General features: G+C 64.4%; 23 protein-coding genes and 3 tRNA genes. 17 read left to right on the top strand and 9 right to left on the bottom strand.

Features of this window, described 5'->3' with window-relative positions; genetic code table 11:
• Position 1 precedes the first annotated feature (1 nt).
• Entirely contained in the window at positions 2–511 is a 510-nt protein-coding gene (locus QRN51_RS21995; protein WP_284991873.1) for a metallopeptidase family protein, read from the bottom strand.
• A 160-nt stretch (positions 512–671) separates the two neighbouring features.
• Here QRN51_RS21995 and QRN51_RS21990 point away from each other — a divergent pair, with 160 nt between their 5' ends.
• Together QRN51_RS21990 and QRN51_RS21985 are read left to right on the top strand one after the other, a co-directional pair.
• Complete coding sequence (locus QRN51_RS21990) at positions 672–1724, top strand: LacI family DNA-binding transcriptional regulator (protein ID WP_284991871.1); 1053 nt, start codon at positions 672–674, stop codon at positions 1722–1724.
• Between the two features lie 48 nt (positions 1725–1772).
• The gene (locus QRN51_RS21985; protein ID WP_284991870.1) at positions 1773–2693 is read left to right on the top strand and encodes a carbohydrate kinase family protein; all 921 of its coding nucleotides are present in this window, start codon (positions 1773–1775) and stop codon (positions 2691–2693) included.
• Between the two features lie 57 nt (positions 2694–2750).
• On the opposite strand, the gene QRN51_RS21980 is transcribed toward QRN51_RS21985, so the two are convergent.
• Complete coding sequence (locus QRN51_RS21980; RefSeq protein ID WP_284991869.1) at positions 2751–3674, bottom strand: DMT family transporter; 924 nt, start codon at positions 3672–3674, stop codon at positions 2751–2753.
• Positions 3675–3949: 275 nt separating this feature from the next.
• Between QRN51_RS21980 and QRN51_RS21975 the strand changes: the two genes are divergently transcribed.
• From QRN51_RS21975 to QRN51_RS21935, 9 genes are all read left to right on the top strand, one after another.
• A tRNA-Glu gene (locus tag QRN51_RS21975) sits at positions 3950–4022 on the top strand.
• Positions 4023–4102: 80 nt separating this feature from the next.
• Positions 4103–4176, top strand: a tRNA-Asp gene (locus QRN51_RS21970).
• Between the two features lie 50 nt (positions 4177–4226).
• Positions 4227–4302: transfer RNA gene (locus tag QRN51_RS21965), tRNA-Phe, on the top strand.
• A gap of 217 nt (positions 4303–4519) precedes the next feature.
• Positions 4520–4993, top strand: coding sequence for an Asp23/Gls24 family envelope stress response protein (locus QRN51_RS21960; RefSeq protein WP_284991868.1), 474 nt, complete (start codon positions 4520–4522; stop codon positions 4991–4993).
• Complete coding sequence (locus QRN51_RS21955; RefSeq protein ID WP_059388473.1) at positions 4990–5181, top strand: DUF2273 domain-containing protein; 192 nt, start codon at positions 4990–4992, stop codon at positions 5179–5181. The genes QRN51_RS21960 and QRN51_RS21955 overlap by 4 nt, the downstream gene beginning before the upstream one ends.
• Positions 5178–5561: a hypothetical protein gene (locus QRN51_RS21950; protein WP_059388474.1), complete on the top strand. Its 384-nt coding sequence runs from the start codon at positions 5178–5180 to the stop codon at positions 5559–5561. The genes QRN51_RS21955 and QRN51_RS21950 overlap by 4 nt, the downstream gene beginning before the upstream one ends.
• Positions 5558–6268: a DUF6286 domain-containing protein gene (locus QRN51_RS21945; RefSeq protein ID WP_284991867.1), complete on the top strand. Its 711-nt coding sequence runs from the start codon at positions 5558–5560 to the stop codon at positions 6266–6268. The genes QRN51_RS21950 and QRN51_RS21945 overlap by 4 nt, the downstream gene beginning before the upstream one ends.
• Positions 6265–6876 (top strand): hypothetical protein, encoded by a 612-nt coding sequence (locus tag QRN51_RS21940; protein ID WP_284991866.1) that lies wholly within the window; start codon positions 6265–6267, stop codon positions 6874–6876. Before QRN51_RS21945 ends, QRN51_RS21940 begins: the two co-directional genes overlap by 4 nt.
• 199 nt (positions 6877–7075) lie before the next feature.
• Positions 7076–7348: a hypothetical protein gene (locus tag QRN51_RS21935; protein ID WP_284991865.1), complete on the top strand. Its 273-nt coding sequence runs from the start codon at positions 7076–7078 to the stop codon at positions 7346–7348.
• Between the two features lie 120 nt (positions 7349–7468).
• Here QRN51_RS21935 and QRN51_RS21930 read toward each other — a convergent pair whose 3' ends face one another.
• Positions 7469–9328, bottom strand: coding sequence for a glycoside hydrolase family 13 protein (locus QRN51_RS21930; RefSeq protein ID WP_442880284.1), 1860 nt, complete (start codon positions 9326–9328; stop codon positions 7469–7471).
• Between the two features lie 128 nt (positions 9329–9456).
• Between QRN51_RS21930 and QRN51_RS21925 the strand changes: the two genes are divergently transcribed.
• From QRN51_RS21925 to QRN51_RS21905, 5 genes are all read left to right on the top strand, one after another.
• On the top strand, positions 9457–10737 hold the full coding sequence (locus QRN51_RS21925) for an ABC transporter substrate-binding protein (RefSeq protein WP_059388478.1): 1281 nt from the start codon (positions 9457–9459) through the stop codon (positions 10735–10737).
• Between the two features lie 87 nt (positions 10738–10824).
• Positions 10825–11847, top strand: coding sequence for a carbohydrate ABC transporter permease (locus QRN51_RS21920; RefSeq protein ID WP_059388479.1), 1023 nt, complete (start codon positions 10825–10827; stop codon positions 11845–11847).
• Positions 11844–12719 carry a carbohydrate ABC transporter permease gene (locus tag QRN51_RS21915; protein WP_059388480.1) on the top strand — a complete coding sequence of 292 codons (876 nt, stop codon included), beginning with the start codon at positions 11844–11846 and terminating at the stop codon, positions 12717–12719. Before QRN51_RS21920 ends, QRN51_RS21915 begins: the two co-directional genes overlap by 4 nt.
• Complete coding sequence (locus tag QRN51_RS21910; RefSeq protein ID WP_253257252.1) at positions 12716–12988, top strand: hypothetical protein; 273 nt, start codon at positions 12716–12718, stop codon at positions 12986–12988. Before QRN51_RS21915 ends, QRN51_RS21910 begins: the two co-directional genes overlap by 4 nt.
• 119 nt (positions 12989–13107) lie before the next feature.
• Complete coding sequence (locus tag QRN51_RS21905; protein ID WP_284991863.1) at positions 13108–14166, top strand: LacI family DNA-binding transcriptional regulator; 1059 nt, start codon at positions 13108–13110, stop codon at positions 14164–14166.
• 12 nt (positions 14167–14178) lie between these two features.
• Here QRN51_RS21905 and QRN51_RS21900 read toward each other — a convergent pair whose 3' ends face one another.
• From QRN51_RS21900 to QRN51_RS21875, 6 genes are all read right to left on the bottom strand, one after another.
• The gene (locus tag QRN51_RS21900) at positions 14179–15048 is read right to left on the bottom strand and encodes a DUF8083 family protein (RefSeq protein ID WP_284754665.1); all 870 of its coding nucleotides are present in this window, start codon (positions 15046–15048) and stop codon (positions 14179–14181) included.
• Between the two features lie 32 nt (positions 15049–15080).
• Complete coding sequence (locus QRN51_RS21895) at positions 15081–15887, bottom strand: exodeoxyribonuclease III (protein WP_284991862.1); 807 nt, start codon at positions 15885–15887, stop codon at positions 15081–15083.
• 63 nt (positions 15888–15950) lie between these two features.
• On the bottom strand, positions 15951–16517 hold the full coding sequence (locus QRN51_RS21890) for an HdeD family acid-resistance protein (RefSeq protein WP_059388482.1): 567 nt from the start codon (positions 16515–16517) through the stop codon (positions 15951–15953).
• 66 nt (positions 16518–16583) lie between these two features.
• On the bottom strand, positions 16584–17168 hold the full coding sequence (locus QRN51_RS21885) for a dihydrofolate reductase family protein (protein WP_284991861.1): 585 nt from the start codon (positions 17166–17168) through the stop codon (positions 16584–16586).
• Between the two features lie 98 nt (positions 17169–17266).
• On the bottom strand, positions 17267–17893 hold the full coding sequence (locus QRN51_RS21880; RefSeq protein ID WP_284991860.1) for a response regulator: 627 nt from the start codon (positions 17891–17893) through the stop codon (positions 17267–17269).
• The gene (locus QRN51_RS21875) at positions 17890–19113 is read right to left on the bottom strand and encodes a histidine kinase (protein ID WP_284991859.1); all 1224 of its coding nucleotides are present in this window, start codon (positions 19111–19113) and stop codon (positions 17890–17892) included. Before QRN51_RS21875 ends, QRN51_RS21880 begins: the two co-directional genes overlap by 4 nt.
• A gap of 161 nt (positions 19114–19274) precedes the next feature.
• On the opposite strand from QRN51_RS21875, the gene QRN51_RS21870 reads away from it, so the two are divergent.
• Positions 19275–19835 carry a GlcG/HbpS family heme-binding protein gene (locus QRN51_RS21870; protein ID WP_284991858.1) on the top strand — a complete coding sequence of 187 codons (561 nt, stop codon included), beginning with the start codon at positions 19275–19277 and terminating at the stop codon, positions 19833–19835.
• The last annotated feature ends 115 nt before the right edge of the window (positions 19836–19950 follow it).

Raw genomic sequence — 19950 nt, 5'->3', positions numbered from 1 at the left:
CCTATCCCCAGCCGAGTTCGTGCAAACGGTCGTCGCCGATGCCGAAGTGGTGGGCGATCTCATGGATCACCGTGATGGCCACTTCGTCGATTACTTCCTGGCGGGATCCGCAGATATCCAGGATCGGCTGACGGAAAATGGTGATCCGGTCCGGGAGGGAACCGGCATCCCACCAAGAGTCCCGTTCCGTCAACGGCACGCCCTCATACAGGCCCAGGAGTACGGTGTCCGGTTCGTCTCCAGGCTGCGGGATGTAGTCGTCCTCGATGAAGACGGCCACGTTGTCCATGGCCCGGGCAGCTTTGTCCGGGATGAGGAGCAATGCATCGCTGACGGCTGCCTCGAAGTCTTCCGGCGACATACTGAACGGAACGGTACTGGCCGCCGCGGCGTCAGCGCCAATCCCGGGACCCCCGGATCCGGGGCCGGGGAGCGGAGAGGAAATGCGCTGGCCGCCAGGGGCATCGCCGTCGGGAACAATCGGCAGGCCGGGAGGTAAATTCGCGGGCATGATCCGACTCTAGTCCGCGGCGCGGTCGTTGACGCCGGATGTGATGACAGCTACAGTTTTCCGGGCTGGTAATTCGTATAACCCAGCCCCAGGTTAAGCCCAGCCAGTCGTGCGGATCCTGTGACAAGCACCCCGGAGTTCCCAGTAGACAGGCCAGCCCATGACCCGCCCCGGCAGCCGCTCAGGCACGACGATGAACGACGTCGCTGCCGCTGCCGGTGTTTCCCAGGCCACGGTTTCCTTGGTGCTCAATGACGCCGCAGGAACCAGGTTCTCTGAGGAAACCCGACGCCGGGTCCATGCCGCCGCCAACGAACTGGGGTATCGGACCAACGCCCACGCCAAAGTGCTCCGCGACGGCGTTGCCGGGATGATCGGCTTCGTCGGCGACTTCGTGGCCACGGCGCCATTCGCGGGCAAGATCATCGAGGGCGCCCAAGCCCGGGCTTGGGAGGCCGGACTGCTCCTCCTGACCGTCAACACCGGCGGCGACAAGGCCCTCGAGGCCGCTTCGCTGGAGACCATGCTGTCCTACAAGGTGGCCGGAGTGGTCTACGCCGCCATGTACCACCGGGTCCTTGACGTACCGGACGTCCTGGCCGAGGTGCCCGCCGTCGTGCTCAATTCGCGCGACCGGTCCGGGCGGTTCCCGAGCATCGCTCCGCAAGAGGAGCTGGGCGGCTACACCGCCACCAAACGCCTGGTGGACGCGGGTCACCGGCGTATCGCGATGATCAACATCGGCGCGGTGGACGGCGAGCTGCCTGCCGCCGTCGGACGCCATGCGGGCTATCTCCGGGCACTCAAGGAGGCCGGCCTCGACGCCGACCCCCTGCTCCACAAGATCGGCGACGGGCATGAATCGGGCGGATTCGACAATGCCCTGGCGCTCATGACCGGTCCTCAGCCACCCACTGCCATCTTCTGCGCCAACGACCGCACCGCCTGGGGCAGCTACCAGGCGCTGGCCCAACTCGGATTATCGATCCCGCGCGATGTGTCGCTGGTGGGTTTCGACAACCAGGAAACGCTTGCCCCGCACTTGCGGCCCGGACTGACCACGCTGGAACTGCCTTTCCTTGAGATGGGCCGGCGCGCCATCGAACTGCTGCTGGCCGGCGCGGAACGTGATGGCAGTACCGAATACTTTGAATGTCCCCTGGTCGAACGCCATTCCGTGGCGGCGCCCCCGAAAACCACCATTAGCCCCTGAAATTTACTAGCAGCCAGTGAAACTCCCCAACCAAGGAACAGGAAACGCATGAACCACTCGCACCTTGCGTCCGAGCCGCTCGACGTCGTCGTGGTCGGCGAAGCGCTCATCGACATCGTCAACTCGCCTGGAGGCCAGACCGAATACCCGGGCGGCTCGCCTGCGAATGTCGCCTACGGCCTCGGGCGGCTCGATGTGAAAGCAGGGCTGCTGACCGCCGTCGGGCGCGACTCCCGGGGCGAGTCCATCGCGGCCCACCTGGCAAGCGCCGGTGTGGTTGTCCTTCCGGGCTCGCAATCGCTTGCGAAGACCGCGACGGCGACTGCGGAGATCGCCGCGGACGGTTCGGCCAAGTACACCTTCGACATCGAGTGGAACCTGGGCCCCGCCGCACTCCCTTACGCGCCAAAGGTGCTCCACACGGGCTCGATCGCCACGTTCCTCGAGCCCGGCGCGGCTAACGTCAGGACGCTCCTGGAGCAGGCCCAGGGCGGGTGCATCGTCACCTACGACCCCAACATCCGCACCGACCTCCTGGGCAGCCACAGCGAGGCCCTCCGCATTTTCGAGGAGCTCGTACCGCTGACCAGCGTGGTGAAGCTCAGCGACGACGACGCGTTCTGGCTCTACCCCGGCAAGTCCTTGGAAGAGACTGCAACACACATCCTGGGCCTCGGTGCGGGCCTGGCCGTCGTCACCCGAGGTGCCCAGGGTTCCTTGATGGCGACGCCGCACACCCAGTTGACGGTTCCGGCAGTGACCTCGGTGGTTGCGGACACCATTGGCGCCGGCGATTCCTACATGTCTGCGCTGATCCTCGGGCTGCTGCTGCGCGGTAGCCAAGGGCTCGCGCCCACGGTTCTCGAACGCATCGGACAGACCGCCTCCATGGCCGCGTCCATTACCGTGGGGCGCCCGGGAGCCAATCCGCCCACGCACCGCGAGCTTCTCGCCGGGATGGCAAGGTAGCCGCGGCGGAGGTGCGACGGCGGTGCGGTGCACCTTGGCGCCGGGCCGCCCGGCTTCTTAGCGGGGGGTGATCCCGCGGGAACGGCGCCGCGTCAACCCGACTCCCACAAGGCAGATGACGCCGCCCACAAGGCCCCAGATGGTGGGGATTTCCTTGAGGACCGCCCAGGAAATCAGGATCGTGGTGCCCGGAACCAGGTACGTCGTGGCGGCGAGTTTCCCGGCCTCGATGAGGGACAGTGCGTAGGCCCATGTGGTGAAAGCGATGGCGGTGGGGAAAATTCCGAGGTACACCAAGCCGAGGGTGGCCGGAAGGGGTGCGGCCTGCACTTCGGCCACTAGTTGGCCGGCCCACGGCAGGCAGCACACGGCGCCCACCATGATGCCAAACCAGGTGGCCTGTGCAGCGGAGAACGTGCGCAGCACCGGCTTCTGGACAATCACGCTCACCGCGGCGAGCACAGCGGCAAGGAGACACAACAGCACTCCGGCGACATCCGCCGTCGAGCGCTGTCCCGAACCGAGCGCGATCAGCGCAACGCCGCCGAACGCCACGAGGCTGCCGATGATCAGCCAGCGCGGAAAGCCTTCTTTCAGGATCACGCCGGCCAGGACGGCGATCAGGATCGGCGAGACGTTGATGAGCATGGCGCTGGTTCCGGCATCGAGCATGTGCTCGGCGGCGTTCAGGGCGAGGTTGTAACCTGCGAACCACATGACGCCGTAGGCGAGGATGGGCAGCCATTCGCGTCCTTTGGGCCAGCGCTTGAGCCTGGGCAGGGCGACAGTGCCGAGCGCGACGGCGGCAACCACCAGCCGTCCGAGGGTCAAGGAACCGGGGGAGAAGCTGGGTCCCACGGCCCGGATGCCCACGAAGGCGGACGCCCAGAGGACAACGGTGACGATGACGGCGGCAATGCCGAGCTTACTGATGGTCCGGGAGGGTGTGGTCGCCGAAGAGATTGGTGTGCTTGTGGCCATGGTGCCAATCTAGCCCGGGAGCAGCTGGACGGACTGGCGGAATTCGGACGTCTTTCAACAAGAAACCGCCAACCCTGGCACGGCGGTTTTGAGCGGTGGCTTGAGACTGGCGCTGCGTCCGGATTGCGTCCTGGTTTGAGACCCCGTTTGCGTTCCGCGCTGCGCGATTTGGGAATATCCCTGAGTATGCTCTAAAGTTTTAGAGTCCAGTTCGGACGAGCGAGAAGCGGTAAACGCATAGCGTTGTTGACCGTCGCGAATTCGGATTGTTCCAGGCCCCCATCGTCTAGCGGCCTAGGACACCGCCCTTTCACGGCGGCGGCACGGGTTCGAATCCCGTTGGGGGTACGCAAGGAACTGGTCAAGCCGGGCTGAAAAGTCTGGTAGGCTGGAAGCCTTGAAAAAAGCGGTAGAGATACCGCAAGCAAGGCCCTGTAGCGCAGTTGGTTAGCGCGCCGCCCTGTCACGGCGGAGGTCGCGGGTTCAAGTCCCGTCAGGGTCGCTCTGATTGCCGGAAGAAGTTCCGGCAATCATGGTGACATTGTCACCTAAGGCTCTGTAGCTCAGTTGGTAGAGCGTTCGACTGAAAATCGAAAGGTCACCGGATCGACGCCGGTCGGAGCCACCACTGGGAAGCGTCAGTTCTTCGGAACTGGCGCTTTTCTTCATTTAAGCTGCGATGGAAATGCTTGGGGTTATTCGATTTCTGCCTAAAGGGCGGACATTTCAGCGCGCGTGCGCCATTTACGGCAATGATCCAGCAGAATCTCATGACGACGGCCGGCTTGTCTCCGCCTTGTCTTGGCCAAGCGCTAGGGTGGTACTCAAGAGAAGGGGAGGGCTAAATGGACCAGCAGGAAAGCTACACCGCGCCTGAACCGGAAGCCGTTGGGGCTCCGGTATCCGAGGACCGGCAAACGGTGGCAGGAAGTGGCCGCACAGTGATCTCGGATTCCGCTGTCGCCAAGGTTGCCGGCATTGCGGCCAGGGCTGTTCCAGGCGTCTATTCCCTCGGCTCGGCTCCTTCGCGCGCCCTCGGAGCCATCCGCGATGCCGTTGGTAGCCAGGACCACGCCGCAGGCGTCCGCGCCGAGGTCGGAGAAACCCAAGTGGCCGTGGACCTCAATCTTGTGGCCGTCTACGGATACCCTTTGCATGATGTCGCCAACCAGGTCCGCGCGGCCGTCTATCGTGCCGTCGAATCGTTGGTGGGCCTGGAGGTCATTGAGGTCAACGTTGAGATCAACGACGTCTACGTTGCTCCGCCCGTCAAAGCCGGAACAAGAGGCGCATTATCGGAAAGGGAGCCACTCCAGTGAACTTGACCGTTGTCGGAATCGGGATCGGCGCCTTCGTGGCGTTCATGGCCTTCCAATTCGGGCTGTGGGGTTTCATCATCGCGCTTCTCTTCATGGGCATCGGTGCGCTTCTGGGCCGCGCCGCGGACGGAAAGCTTGACCTGCGCAGCGTGCTGGATGCCCTCACCGGCCGCCGCTCGTCGTCATGAGTTCCACGGCTGAGGCTGTGCAGCCCGCCGTGAATCTGGCTGGCCACAACCGAATCAGCACCCAGGCGCTCACCACCTTGGCCCAGGCAGCCGCCGCGGAAGCGCTTGGAGTCTCGTCGCAGGATGTTCGCGCCGAATGGTCGGACGACGACGGCCTGCTGGCACTCTCGATTGTCGCCCCGATCAGTGTGCCCTCGCTGACGGACGTCCTCAGGGACCCCCTGCGGGTAGCAGGATACGGTGGAACGGTCTGGGACCGTGCCGTAGCTGCCAAGACGGCCATTCTTGAGCGTGTCACCCAGCTCAGCGGTTCCACCTTGAGCCGCGTGGATATCCGGATCAGCGGCGCACGCGTCAGCGAAGGAGTCCGCGTCCGATGAGCCACGCCCAGACCCCGCATCCCCAGACCCCGCACGCCCGGCGCAGCCTCCCGGACACTGCGCCGGCTCAGACGGCCGAAGGCGACACCCCCGGTGTCCACACGCCCGGGACCCCAGGCAACGGCGACCGGATCGACGTCGGACTCCAGCGCATCCTCAAGCGTGAGACCCGCTCGTCCCGCGCTGGAATGGCGGCGCTGGCCGCGGCGCTCGTGATCGCGGCCTGTCTCTATGCCCTCCTCGAATCCGCGCTGCGTGCCATTGGTCAACCACCGTGGCTCATCGATCCGCAAACAGCGGCCGAACGGCTGACGGCCCTTCCCGGAGGGATTTCCCCCTTGCTGCTTGGTGCCCTGGGCGGGGTCGTGGCCATGGTGGGCCTGATGTTCTTCTTGAACGCAGTCCTGCCCGGCCGAAAGTCCCGTCACTTGCTTGAGGATCCCCGGGCCGGAGTGGTGGTGGACGACGAGGTCATCGCTTCGGCGCTGGCCAGGGCCGCCCGGACGGCAGCGAACGTCACCCAGGAGCAGGTCATGGTGGTGGTTTCCCAGAGGCTGGTTGTGGTCAACGTCCGGCCAACCTCGGGCGTGCCGTTGCACGAGGAACGGATCCTTGCCGCCGTCGAGGATGAACTTCAAAGGATGGCCCCTTCGCCCATGCCTTCAGTCCGGGTCAATGTCGCCGCTTCCGGGGTGATCGGGGCATGAACGGTACTCCGCACGTCCTCAACCGAATCCTGATCGGCATCCTTGGCCTGAAACTATTGGCCATCGGCATTCTCCTGATACTGCTCGCCACTGTCCCCGCCGTCGGAAGTTGGTGGCAAAGCTGGTCCACCGGGCTCTGGGAACACGCCAAGTACCTCTCTGAGCAGACCCGCATTCCAGGGCGTGAGGAAAGCTGGCTTTGGGTCGCCGCAGCTGCGGTGCTTGTTGTGCTGATCGTGCTCATGGTGTCCTGGGTGTCGCAGCAAGGCAAGGGCCGCGCCAACCTCATCGTGTCGGAGTACGACGACGCTCAGACTGCCGGGGACGTCAACATCGGCGGGAACCTTGCCGAGCAGGCGCTCAAGGCGGCCCTTGCGGAACGTACGGATCTTGCGGGCGTGACGGTGGCAACCTACGAGGTCAACGGTCGTCCCGGGCTCCGGGTCAGGGTCCAGCCCCGTCAAGGCGTTTCCCCGCACGCACTCGCCGCGGATGTCTCCCGGCTCGTGGAGGCGCTGGACATTGTGGTGGGACGCCGGACTCCCGTCTTGATCCATATCGGGGCCGGCGCACGGACCAGGTTCAGCAAGGCCGAGCGCGTTCGTTGAACTGACACGCAACCGTTGTTAATCGGATGGCTATGTTACCTCGCAGGCGTTTTGCGTTGCAGGGGTATCTGCAGGGCCATAGTTTGAAGGGTAGGGGGAACTCTTCCCTTTGGTTGGGCTTGCCCGGCCGGCACTGGACCTTGGGTCCGTAGTCAAGCCGATGGACCAAAACACTTGGGCCAGGAACAAGGAGAAAACCATGAGCGAAGAAGTCAACAACATCAAGCAAAGCGCCGAAGCCGCGGCTGAACAGGCCAAGCACGTCGCAGGTGACGCCGCGGAGCACGTCAAGGAATTTGCCGGTGACGCCGCGGAGCACGTCAAGGAGTTCCTGTCGGGTGACGTGGCTGAGAAGGCCAAGGACCTCGCGGGGGATGTTGCCGGGAACGCCAAGGAAATCGTGGGTGACGTGGCTGAGAACGCCAAGGGCCTCGGCTCGAAGATCGCCGGATTCTTCAAGGGCGGCAAGTAGGCTCCACGCCAAAGCGACGCCTTCCTGACCTTCTTTGGTTAGAGAACGGGGCCGACACGCAGAACTTGCTGCGTGTCGGCCCCGTTTCCGTGCCAAAGAAGGTCAGGAAGGGAAGGGGCCCTACTTCGCCACGAGGTATGCCCCGCTGTTCGGGGCAATCGAGGCCCCGCCCGAGCCGCCATCGCTGGAGAGTTCCACCCGGAGCCCGGCCGGCACGGGGAGGGCGGCAGTACCCATGTTGACTACAACCAGCACGTCGCGGTTGTGGAAGGCCAGGACTCCGTTGGCGGGATCGTGCTCCTCGGCCCACTGGAACGTGCCTGAGCCCAGGCGATGCGTGCGGCGGAAAGCCAGGACGGAGCGGTACAGCTCCAAGGTGGAGCCCCCGACGCCGGCCTGGACGTCCGCCGCCAGCTCGCCGAACGCTTCGGGCTGGGGCAGCCAGGGCGCAGCAGGCGCTCCGCCGGCAGCCGCGGCGCCCGCGGTACCGGACGACGCCCCCTCCGAGAACCCGAAGCCGGGCGCCCCGGACTTCCAGGGCAGTGGTACGCGGCACCCATCGCGGCCGCGCTCCACGCCCTTGGTACGGAAGAATGACGGATCCTGGCGAGCGTCTGCCGGAAGGGAGGTGTGTTCCGGCAGGCCGAGTTCCTCACCCTGGTACAAATAGGCCGAGCCCGGCAGGGCGAAAGACACCATGGAGGCCGCCCGTGCCCGGGCCAGGCCCAGGACGGCGTCGGGTTGTTCGTCTTCCGCCGCGATTCCCTTGGGGAACGTGGTGGGATCTGCCAGCCCGAAGCGGCTGGGGTGCCGGACGGTGTCGTGGTTGCTCAGGACCCAGGTGGAGGGCGCTTCGACGGATCCCGCCGCGTCGAGGGAAGACTCGATTGCCACTGCCATGCGCTCCGCGTCCCAGCCCGCCAGGAGAAAATCGAAGTTGAAGGCCTGCTGCATTTCATCCTTGCGGACGTACCGGGCCAATCGCTCCGCGGGCTCTACCCAGGCCTCGGCAACCAGCATGCGGTCCCCGTCGTACTCGGCGAGGACTCTGTGCCATTCGCGGTAGATCTCGTGGACCCCGTCCTGGTCGAAGAAGGGCGACGGCGGGTCCAGCGGCGGCTTGACCTTGTGCTCGACGGCGGTCGCGACGGGCCCCGCAGCGGGCACGGCTCCGGCAGCGATGTGGGGGTGTGCGGTGTGCGGTTCGACGGCTTCGCTGTGGGCGCCCGGTGCGGACAGGCCACCTTCGACCATGGCGGCAGAGCCTTCCCAGTCCGGCAAGCCGGCTTCTTTGACCAGGCCGTGGGCAACGTCCACCCGGAAGCCGTCAACTCCGCGGTCCAGCCAGAAGCGCAGCACCGAGCGCATCTCCTCGTGGACTTCTGGGTTCTCCCAGTTGAGGTCGGGCTGCTTCGTGTCGAAAAGGTGTAGGTACCACTCGCCGGGAGTACCGTCGTCGTTCGTCAGGCGCGTCCACGCGGGGCCGCCGAAGATGGATTTCCAATTGTTCGGGGCCAGGGCCCCATCCCCGGAGCCCGCTTTGGAGTCTTTGCCCGGGTGGAACATGTAACGCTCACGCTCGGGGGAGCCGGGGGCTGCGGCGAGGGCTTCGCGGAACCAGGCGTGCTCGTCCGAGGTGTGGTTGGGCACGAGGTCGACGATCACCTTGATGCCCAGGCTGTGTGCTTTCTCCAGCATTGCGTCGAAGTCGTCCAGCGTGCCGAAAAGGGGGTCCACTGCCCGGTAGTCCGCTACGTCGTATCCCGCATCAGCCTGCGGTGACTTGTAGAACGGGGAGAGCCACACGGCATCCACGCCCAGCTCCTGCAGGTACGGCAGTTTCGCGGTGACCCCGGCAAGGTCGCCCATTCCGTCGCCGTTGGCATCGGCGAACGAGCGCGGATAAATCTGGTAGACGACGGCGCTTGCCCACCACGCGGAATTGTTGGAACCGGGGGTTGGGATCGGGGAGTGCGGCACTGGATTCCTCTCGATGACATATTTTTGTGTAAACGCTTGCATTACTACCCGGAAGCTTACTAATGTGAGGCTCACCACATCAACCGCACAGCGGAAATACCTGGTCCACTCACTGAGGAGTTCCCAGCATGAACACACGCAAGTACCTTTTGCCGGCCGCTGTTGCCGGCGTGCTAGCCATGTCCCTGTCCGCCTGTGGTGGCGGCGGTGGCGGCGGCACAGCCTCAAGCGGCGGAGATGCCGCAGCGAACCTCGACGGACGCGGTCCAATCACCTACGTCCAGGGCAAAGACAACAGCAACGTTGTCCGCCCGCTCGTCGATAAGTGGAATGCGGCGCACCCGGACCAGAAGGTCACTTTCAAGGAGCAGTCCGACCAGGCGGACCAGCAACACGACGATTTGGTCCAGAACTTCCAGGCAAAGAACGTCAATTACGACGTCGTTGACGTGGACGTCATCTGGACCGCCGAGTTTGCAGCGAAGGGTTGGCTGCAGCCGCTCACGGACAAGATGAGCATCGATACCTCAAAGATGCTGCCCGCCACGGTCAAGACGGCGACCTACAACAACACGCTCTTCGCGGCACCCCAGACCTCGGACGGCGGCATCCTCTACTACCGCAAAGACCTGGTGCCCACCCCGCCCAAGACCTGGGACGAGATGATGAGCATGTGCTCCATCGCGAAGTCGAACGGCATCGACTGCTACGCAGGACAGTTCGCCAAGTATGAAGGCCTCACCGTGAACGCGGCTGAAGCCATCAACTCGGCCGGCGGCACGATCGTTGGCGACGACGGCAAGTCCACCGTGACCTCGGCGGCGGCGAAGGCCGGCCTGAACAACCTGGTCACCGCCTACAAGAGCGGAAACATCCCCACGCAGGGCGTGACCTACCAGGAAGAACAGGGCCGGCAGTCCTTCGAAGACGGCAAGCTCCTCTTCCTGCGCAACTGGCCCTACGTCTACAACCTCGCCAAGACGGACGGTTCGTCCAAGGTGAAGGACACCTTCGGCATGGCTCCGCTCCCGGGTAAGAGCGGCCCCGGCGCCTCTTCCCTCGGTGGACACAACCTCGCCGTCAGCGTCTACTCGGCGCACAAGGCAACGGCCAAGGACTTCCTGACCTTCATGACAAGTGAAGAGACTGAAAAGTTCTACGCAACGCAGGGCTCGCTGGCCCCGGTGCTCGCTTCCTTGTACGACGACCCGACCCTGGTCCAGCAGCTGCCGTACCTTCCGGTGCTGAAGACCTCGATCTCGAATGCCGTGCCGCGCCCGGTCACGCCGTTCTACCCGGCTGTCACCAAAGCCATCCAGGACAACGCCTACGCTGCCATCAAGGGTGACAAGTCCGTCGATCAAGCAATGACGGATATGGACACGGCCATCAACTCGGCCAGCCAATAGCGACACCTCCAGTGAACCCCGGGCGGCCGGCGCTTTACGCGTACGGCCGCCCGGGGGGCACGCCATCAATTTCCGGAAGGAGGGGAAATGTCCACCCTTGCGCAACCTAAGCGGGCGCCAGAGACACCAAGCCCCAAAACCAAAAAAGTTCAAAAAGAAGTAGGACAGGACCGGGCGGCCACGTCTCAAGGCCGCTGGGCGTTCTGGTTGATTTCCCCCGCCCTGGTATTGCTTGCCGTTGTCATCGTGTACCCGGTGGTCAACGCGATTATCATGGCGTTCCAGAAGGACCAGGGCCTTGACCCGGTCACCAAGGTCTTCGTCCAGGGCGGACCCGCGGGCTTCGATAACTTTGTCCACTGGTTGGCCCAGCAATGTGGCTCTGCTGCCTGTGCTCCTGGCACCCTCGGCGCCCAATTCTGGAGCGCGGTCGGAACGACGTTCTTCTTCACGGCGGTCACCGTTGTCCTGGAGACTGTCCTCGGGTTCTGGATGGCCGTCATCATGGCCCGGACGTTCCGCGGCCGCAGCGCCCTTCGTGCTGCAGTCCTGGTTCCGTGGGCCATTCCAACGGCCGTGACCGCGAAACTGTGGTTCTTCATCTTCGCTTTCGACGGAATCGCCAACAAGCTCTTTGGTACCGCAATCCTGTGGACAGGCAGCGAATGGCCTGCCCGCTGGGCGATCATCATTTCAGACGTTTGGAAGACGACGCCGTTCATGGCCCTGCTGATCTTGGCTGGCCTGCAGATCATCCCGGCCGAAGTGTACGAAGCCGCGAAGGTGGACGGCGCCTCGGCTTGGCAGCGCTTCACCCAGATCACCCTGCCGCTGGTGAAGCCGGCACTCATGGTGGCTGTCCTGTTCCGTGTCCTTGACGCACTGCGCATGTATGACCTCCCGGCCATCATGACCCAGGGCTCGAACGGCACAACAACGTTGTCCATTTTGGTTGTTGACCAGATCCGTCAGGGATTCAACTCAGCAGCGGCGTTGTCAACTATCACGTTCTTGATCATCTTCCTCGTTGCGTTCATCTTCGTTCGTTTCCTCGGAGCCAACGCAGTCGCCTCAGCCACACCCAAGACCACCAAGGGGCAGGACAAATGACCGCCGTGAGCATTGACTCCGCGCCTAAGACAGCTGCCCGACGGCGGGAACGCTGGGCGAGCGGGCGCACGTACATCAGCGCAGGGCTCATCTTCATCTGGTGCCTGATTCCCTTTTACTGGATGATCGTGACCGCGTTCCGCGACGTTGGATATACCTTCGATTCGACGCCTTTCTTCACCCACGTCACCTGGGACAACTTCAACACGGTGTTCTCCGAAAGCCTGGGCAACCACTTCGGCCGGAACCTGTTGAACTCGCTCTTCGTGGCAGGGGTAACCACCGTTGTCGCCCTGCTTTTCGGGGTTTTCGCGGCATATGCCTTGTCCAGGCTTGAATTCCGCTTCAAGTTCCTGGTCCTCGGATTTGTCCTCGGGGCCTCGATGTTCCCGGGTGTGGCCTTGGTGACTCCGTTGTTCCAGCTGTTCACGAACATCGGCTGGTACGGCACATATCAGGCGCTGATCATTCCGAACATCTCGTTTGTTCTCCCCCTGACGGTTTACACCCTGACGTCCTTCTTCCGGGAAATGCCGTGGGAGCTGGAGGAATCAGCCCGGATTGATGGCTGCACGCAAGGCCAGGCATTCCGCAAGGTGATCATGCCGCTCGCTGCGCCGGCTGTTTTCACCACCGCCATCCTGGCGTTCATCGCTTCGTGGAACGAGTTCCTCATCGCGAGCCAGCTGTCCAATGACCAGACGAAGACCGTCACGGTCGCTATCGCCTACTTCGCAGGTGCCCAGGCCCACCAGGAGCCGTACACCGCCGTCATGGCAGCCGGAACGGTTGTGACGATTCCGCTCGTGATCCTTGTGCTTGTCTTCCAGCGCAAGATCGTGGCGGGCCTGACAGCCGGCGCCGTCAAATGACGCAAACTCCCGATTCGGCCGGGCCGTCCATCGGCGGCCCGGCCAAGGAGCAGCACTCGCGGGTGAAATCGGCGGAAGATTTCGACCTCGTGATAGGTTTTCTCGGCTTCTGGGCCTTGGTCCTGCTGGTCATCACTGTGGCCGCCGAACTCACGGCCCAGCCCGCACTGGGCTGGGCCCTGGGCCTCCTGGCAGTGCTGCTGGCCTTGTGGGGGATGCTTCGGCTTCGCCGGCGGCTCCCGGCACGGACATCCAGGCGCATCACGTGAGCAGCGAGCCGAAATAAGTAGCGCGGAATCGGCGGAGGACAGCCAGGCGGAATACGCTGGTTATCTGCCGTCTGGGAAGGAACCCCCGGCTTCCGCACGGATTCCTTGAGGGGGCTTGAGTGGCGAAAACGAGTGAACGGTCCCAGCGTGGCGGCCACGCAGGAGCCAGCATTGAGGATGTCGCACAGGCCGCTGGCGTTTCCACCGCCACCGTTTCCCGCGCAGTGCGCGGCCTTCCCCGGGTATCTCCTGCTACCCGGGAGAAGATCCTAAGGGTCGCGGGAGAACTTGGGTATGTGGCGTCGTCGTCTGCTTCGGGACTGGCCACGGGACGTACCAGGACGATTGGTGTCCTGGCCCCCTACGTGGACCGTTGGTTCTTCTTCAAGGCCATCGAGGGCGTGGACCGTGAGCTCCACGCCCGCGGTTACAACCTGTCCCTGTTCAACTTGGGCGGCCAGCGCGGAGCGCGGGAACGGCTCTTCAGCAAGACGATGGTCTACAAGCAGATCGATGCGCTCCTGGTCCTTTGTATGTCCCTGACGCCTGAGGAAATTGCCGATCTCCAAAGGATCGAAATCCCCTTGGTCATTGTCGGCGGTCCAGTGGAGGATTGCCCCAGCATCGGCATCGACGATTACGCCGCCTCGGTGGAAGCCACCATGCATCTGTTGAACCTCGGGCATCGGGCGATCGCGCTGCTCCACGGCCAGGACGATTCCGACCTGAACTTCACCGTGCCGCGGCTGCGCGTTGACGGCTTCACGGATGCCATGACGAGCGCGGGCTTCTCGATGCCGCCGGAATGGGACATCTTCGGAAACTTCACTGTGGGCAGTGGCCAGGAAGCCTTCGACGAGCTCTGGAGCAAACCTGGACCCAAGCCGACAGCGATCTTCTGTGCCTCAGATGAAATGGCCATGGGGGCCATGTTGCAGGCACGCCGTCGTGGCGTCCGCGTACCGGAAGAATTGTCCATCATCGGCATCGACAACCATGAATTCGCCGAGGCCATGGGGCTGACAACCGTAGCCCAGGACCCCGTGGAACAAGGCCAATTGGGCACGCGCATGCTGTTGGACGAATTGGCCGGGGCCACAGGTTCCGTGCGGTCAATGAAAGCAGCCCACCGGCTGATCGTGCGGGAAACCACCGCCCCGCCGCGGCCCGAAAGCTAGGAACCCCAAAAGCTAGGAAGCCCGGGCCAACTGCCTGATGGGGATCCAGCGGGAAGCCAGCCTGCGATACGCCGCGGCCGCTCCCGTCATGTCCCCCTCGGCCAGGCATTCGATGCCGAGCCTGACGTCCATGGGCGACTCGTCCGGGTACACCTTGTCCGCCACTGCACCGTAGTCCAGCTCGACCATTGACTGAACATGGAACAACTCGAGCCATTCGGTGAGCTGGGTGAGGTCGTCCAGCATGTCCAGGTCCGGGGCTGCAAGGGCGAGGTTGGCTACTGCGAAGCGTGCCCGGTCCAAGGCATCGGTCAGTGAGGCCCAGACCCTGACCGTCAGGATGCGGCCGCCGGATTCCACGACATCCTTGCGGTCCGATTCCTGGAACAGCGAGAACCAGCTGAAGGGGATCCCCCACGTGGAGGCCCGCGTGTGCACCCGCTTCGCGTCATGACTGGCGTTGATGCGGTCGATGCGAGCCTGGTGCCGGTCGCGCTGGTCCACGGGGATGAGCAGGTCCGCGAGCGGTCCGTGGATACCTTCCATGAGGGCATTGGCCGCCAATCCTGCCCGGATGACCAGCTGGCTGGGGCAGTAAAGCAGCCGCCCGGCGTCGGGATCGTTCCGGTCTCCCGAAGGAACCCGTGTGATGCGCACCAGATCGGTGCTCCCGGTCGGGAAGGGGTCCCCGCCCTTGCGGGTGACCCGTCCGAGGGAAGCGAGCAGCTCGGCATTCTCGACGGCGGCCCGCGAGCCGCTGCGGGTACCGCTCGCCACGAGCTGCTGCCGCTGGTCCTCGGGGAACGCTTCGAGCGGTTCGTAGACGCGCAACGCTGAAGAGAAGGGCAGTCCTGCCTGGCTCCCGTATAGCTTTCCGCTCATCGCGGGCCCGCCTCCTCCGTCATTGTTGCTACTCAGTCCGTAAGCTCCACGATCACGGGAGCGTGGTCCGAAGCGCCCTTGCCCTTGCGTTCCTCGCGGTCGATCGACGCCCCGGTGACGCGGGCGGCCAGCGCGGGGGAGGCCATGACGAAGTCGATGCGCATGCCCTCCTTCTTGGGGAACCGCAGCTGTGTGTAGTCCCAGTAGGTGTAGACGCCGGGACCTGGTGTGTAGGCGCGGGCGACGTCGGTGAAACCGGCCGTTTCGAACGCCCGGAAGGCCTCGCGCTCGGGTTCGCTGACGTGGGTGAGTGCGTTCGCCCTGAAGTAATCGATGTCCCAGACATCCTCGTCAAGCGGCGCGATGTTCCAGTCGCCCATGAGCGCCACCTGGGTCTCGGGGTTCTGCGTGATCCAGCCGGCGGCGTGGCCCTTCAGGGTGTCCAGCCACTTGAGCTTGTACGGCATGTGTTCGTCGTCCAGGGAACGGCCGTTCGGAACGTACAGGCTCCACACCCGTACTCCGCCACACGTTGCGGCAATCGCACGGGCTTCCTGGACAGGGTCCTTGCCGGCTTTTCCGAAGGCGGGCTGGTCAACAAAGGTGCGTTCGACGTCGTCGAGCCCTACGCGCGAGGCGATCGCGACGCCGTTCCATTGGCTCAGGCCGAAATGGGCAACCTCGTAGCCCATGCGCTCGAAGAGCTCCCACGGGAAGTTGTCGTCCTTGCACTTGGTTTCCTGCATGGCGAGGACGTCGCAGTCACTGCGCTGCAGCCAGGCCTCGACGCGGTCGGCACGTGCGCGGAGCGAATTTACATTCCAGGTAGCTATCTTCACAGCCACTAACTTACCGAACTTGGGACCTGGCGCATCCCCTCGGAGCAGATTGCTGCCGCAAGGCTAATGGGCGAGCATTACCGAAGAGGAGGCGCGCCTGCGGAGCTTGATGCCGGAGGCGATCAACAAAACGCCGCTGACCGCGGAGTATGTCGCGAGGAGCGCCACTACGCCCAGGAATCCCGCGCCCGGATTGACCAGCACAAAGAGCCCAAACAAAGTTGTGACCAACGCCGTCAACATCCAAATCCACCAAGCCCTGACCGTCGTCCTGGTGTCCATGGCAAGGATGATCTGCGAAACCCCGAGGACCAAGGCCCATGCTCCTATGAGGACGCCTAGTGCCGCGGCGGTAATTCCCGGCCACGAAACGGCAACGATGCCGGTCGCGACCGAGATGAAGCCGCCGATCAGGCTCCAGCGGGAGTGCCGTGCAGGATCGTAGAAGTAGTGGGCCATGTTGGTGAGCCCGTCGGTCATGGCGTACACGCCAAACACGTAGACGAGGGCAAACACCGTGGCGACCGGCAGGGAAGCGACCAGGAAGGCCAAGAGAAGGGCCAAAGCTCCCCGGAAGATCAGCGCCGTTCCTGAATGCTGAAACAACTTGCGACCTGCGGTGTCGGACATAGGGTCAGTTTAGACCCGGCGCGGTAGCTGGGGAATGGGCCGGCACGCGTGAGGCCACCCCTTTCGTTATCGGCGGGTGTAGTGGGCGATGATGACGCCCTTGGTGGTGGTGACGGAGCCGGTGAGCTCGAACTCGGTCAGCGGGGCTGGACCTTCGAACAGCCGCGTCCCGGTACCCAGGGTGAGCGGGTGGATCAGCAGCGTGAAGTTGTCGATGAGGCCTTCGGCGTGCAGGGAGCGGACCAGCGACGCGCTGCCGATGATCGTCAGATCGTTGCCCGGCCCGGCCTTGAGCTTAGCCACCGTCTCTGCGGCCTCGCCGGACAGCAGGATGGAGTTCTGCCAGGCGTCGGCGTTCTCCAGCGTCCTTGACACAACGTACTTCGATGCAGCGTTCATGTACACGGTGAACGGGTTGTCGTCGGCGCGGGTGCCCCAGGCGGTGATGAAATCGGTCCAGGTCCGGTGTCCGAACAGCATGTCCGCGGGTTTCGCCATGCCCTTGCCCATCTCACGGCCCATGACCTCGTCGTTGTACCTGCCGCCCCACCCACCGTGGGTGAAGCCACCGCGGGTGTCCTCGTCCGGACGGCCCAGGCCCTGGATGACTCCGTCGAGGGTGATGGACAACGTGGCATTTATCTGGCGCATGACATGCTCCCTTGCTCCTGCGGACCGCTCTCTGCGGCCCGGTCACCCCCTATACGAATGGCGACCGGCCAAATCGACACCGGCACCCGCATTTTTTCTTAACGCATCCCCTCGCGGCGGATGGCCACCGCAATCGCCGCGGCCCGCGTCTCGATGCCGAGCTTGGCGTAGATGTGCGCCAAATGCGTCTTGACCGTGGCCTCGGAGATGAATAGCCGTTTGCCGAGCTCGCGGTTGCTGAGGCCTTGAATGAGGAGGCTGAGCAGTTCGGCTTCCCGCGGGGTGAGGACCTCGTCCGGGTTGCGCAATTGCTGGAATAGCTTGCTGGCCACGGGCGCGCTCATGACGCTCTTGCCTTGGGCCGCGCCCCGGACCGCGGCGAAGATCTCCTCCGGCGCGGCGTCCTTGAGCACGTAGCCCATGGCACCTGCATCCACGGCCCTCACGATGTCGGCATCGGAATCATAGGTGGTGAACACCAATACCGCTTGCTGCTTGCTCGCTTGGAGCAATCGCTTGATCGCCTCGATTCCGTCCATGCCCTCGCCCATGGCTAGGTCCATCATGACGACGTCGGCCGGGTGTTGTTGCGCAATGACGAGGGCTTCCTCGCCCGATGCGGCTTCGGCGACGACGGTGATGTCCGGCTGGGTGCCGAGCAACGCCTTGAGTCCGCTGCGGACCACCAAATGGTCATCGACGAGCAGGACCGAAATGGGGTTCATGGGGCGTCTTTCTTGATGGGCGACTGGTGTGCTTGATCCGGTTCTGTAAACGGCAGCGGCAGTTGCGCGGCTACGACGGTTCCCTCTCCGGGGGAGCTCTCCACCGAAAATACCCCGCCGAGTTGTTCCACCCGTTGGCGCATGGCACGCAGACCGTAGCCTCCCCTTTCCGACGGCGGTGGTACCGCGGCGGGATCAAAGCCGCGGCCGTCGTCGAACACGTCCGGGGTGACGGCCCCGGGCAGGAATCCAAGGGTTAAACTGGCCTGTTCAGACTGGGCATGGAGCTTGATGTTGGCCGCCGCGCTTTGGGTCACGCGCACCAGGGCATGGCGGACCTCGTCGGGTACTGGTCGGGGATCCCCGGTGACGTGGACGATCACGGAGTCGAGGTATTGGCGGGCGGCCTGTTCGAGGGCCTGGGGCAGCGGTCCGCTCTCCAGGCCAGGCGCGGAAAGTTCGTGGACCAGGCTGCGGGTGTCGGCCAGGTTCTGCCGCAGGAGGGTCCCGGCCTTCTGCACTTCCGCTTTCGCGCCCTCTTCAGGCCACGAGCGCTGCGCGGCTTCGAGCAGGAGCAGGCTGCTGGCAAGGCCTTGAGTGACGGTGTCGTGGATTTCCCTCGAGACACGTTCACGCTCCGCGGCGATCCCGGCCGCGCGTTCGCTCGCGGCCAGGCGTTCCTGTGCCTGGGACACGTCGGCGTGGAGTTGGCGTTGCAGCGCGGCGTCGTCCTCAATGCGGTCGTAGATCAACGTGAGCAGAACCGCTGCGGCGATGGGCCCGAGCAGCATGGCGACGTCGGTGTCGCCGCTGAGGCGGAACAGCCCGATGGCCGTGGCACTTGCCGTCAAACCCGCGGCCAGATAGGCGATCCAGCCGCTGAAGGCAGCGCGGGACAGGAAAAACAAAGCGAAGGAGCACCAAGCGAAACTCGGTGCGGCAATGACCAGCGCGGCCCAGGCAAGCACGAGCGCCACCATCCACAACAGCCACGGTTGGCGCCGCTTGGCCAGCACCGCCACCACTGCATAGAGAACGCAGACCGCGGCCGCCAGGGCCACGGTCCAGAGATTGTCGGCCGGGCTGTGCCGCAGGACGTAGCGCACGCCGGATGCCACCATGAGCACCGCGAAGCTGAGGTGGACCACTGCATCGATCGGGCCCCGGGTGGGGCGGAAGGCAGCGGGACGGGAGGCCGTCCTGTTCGGAGATTCCGGCATTCTTCCCATGCTAGGCGCGTTCAGGTCGCCGGTCTCTCCGCCTTTTGGCTGATACCGGGACCGGAAGGGATGAGGCCGGGCACGACGAGCGCCGGATGTGGTGAGGGAGCCCTGCGGGAAGCATGGAACTGTACCCGTTGCCGACCTCCCGGAGGACCACCATGAAGAAGTCCAACAAGATCTTTGCCGCCGCTGCCGTTGGAGCCTTGCTCCTGACCGGAGGGGCAACCGCCGTCGCGAACGCCGTGACGCCCGCCGCGGCCAAAACCGCGACGGCCGCCGTCGACGTCAGTCCCTCCGCGGAAAACGTGGTCCCCCAGAACCGCATCACCGTCGGTGCATCCAGCCAGGCAGTCAACGCCGCTTTGGCGAAGTGCCAGGCCGACAAGCTTCCTTTCGTCACGGTTGCGCTCGTGGACCGCTTCGGGACAGTCCAAGCCTTGCTCCGCGGCGACAATGCGGCCGAACACACCATCGAGGCCGCCAAGCAGAAGGCCTACACCGCAGCCGCCTTCGGTGCGCCCACCAGCGAACTCGCCAAGCGAATCAACGGCAACGGACCGTCGATCGCCGACCTCCCGGGCACCCTCTTCCTGCCCGGCGGAGTGCCGCTCAAGGTGAACGGCGTGTCCGTGGCGGGGATCGGCGTCGGCGGTGCGCCGGACGGCGCCCTGGACGAAGCCTGCGCGGCAGCTGGTGCGGCGGTGCTAGCGGCGAAGTAGGGCCGCGCCTGCACCTCCGGGTGCCCAACTGACTCGCAGTTGTTGTCGTTATGCGGGCTGAAAACGACTGTGAGGATTGGGGTGGCTGGTCTGGGACTGGCTGGCAGAGTAGGTA

The organism is Arthrobacter sp. efr-133-TYG-120 (genome assembly GCF_030209785.1).
Lineage (GTDB): Bacteria > Actinomycetota > Actinomycetes > Actinomycetales > Micrococcaceae > Arthrobacter.
This window is presented reverse-complemented; position numbering and strand designations above follow the sequence as displayed.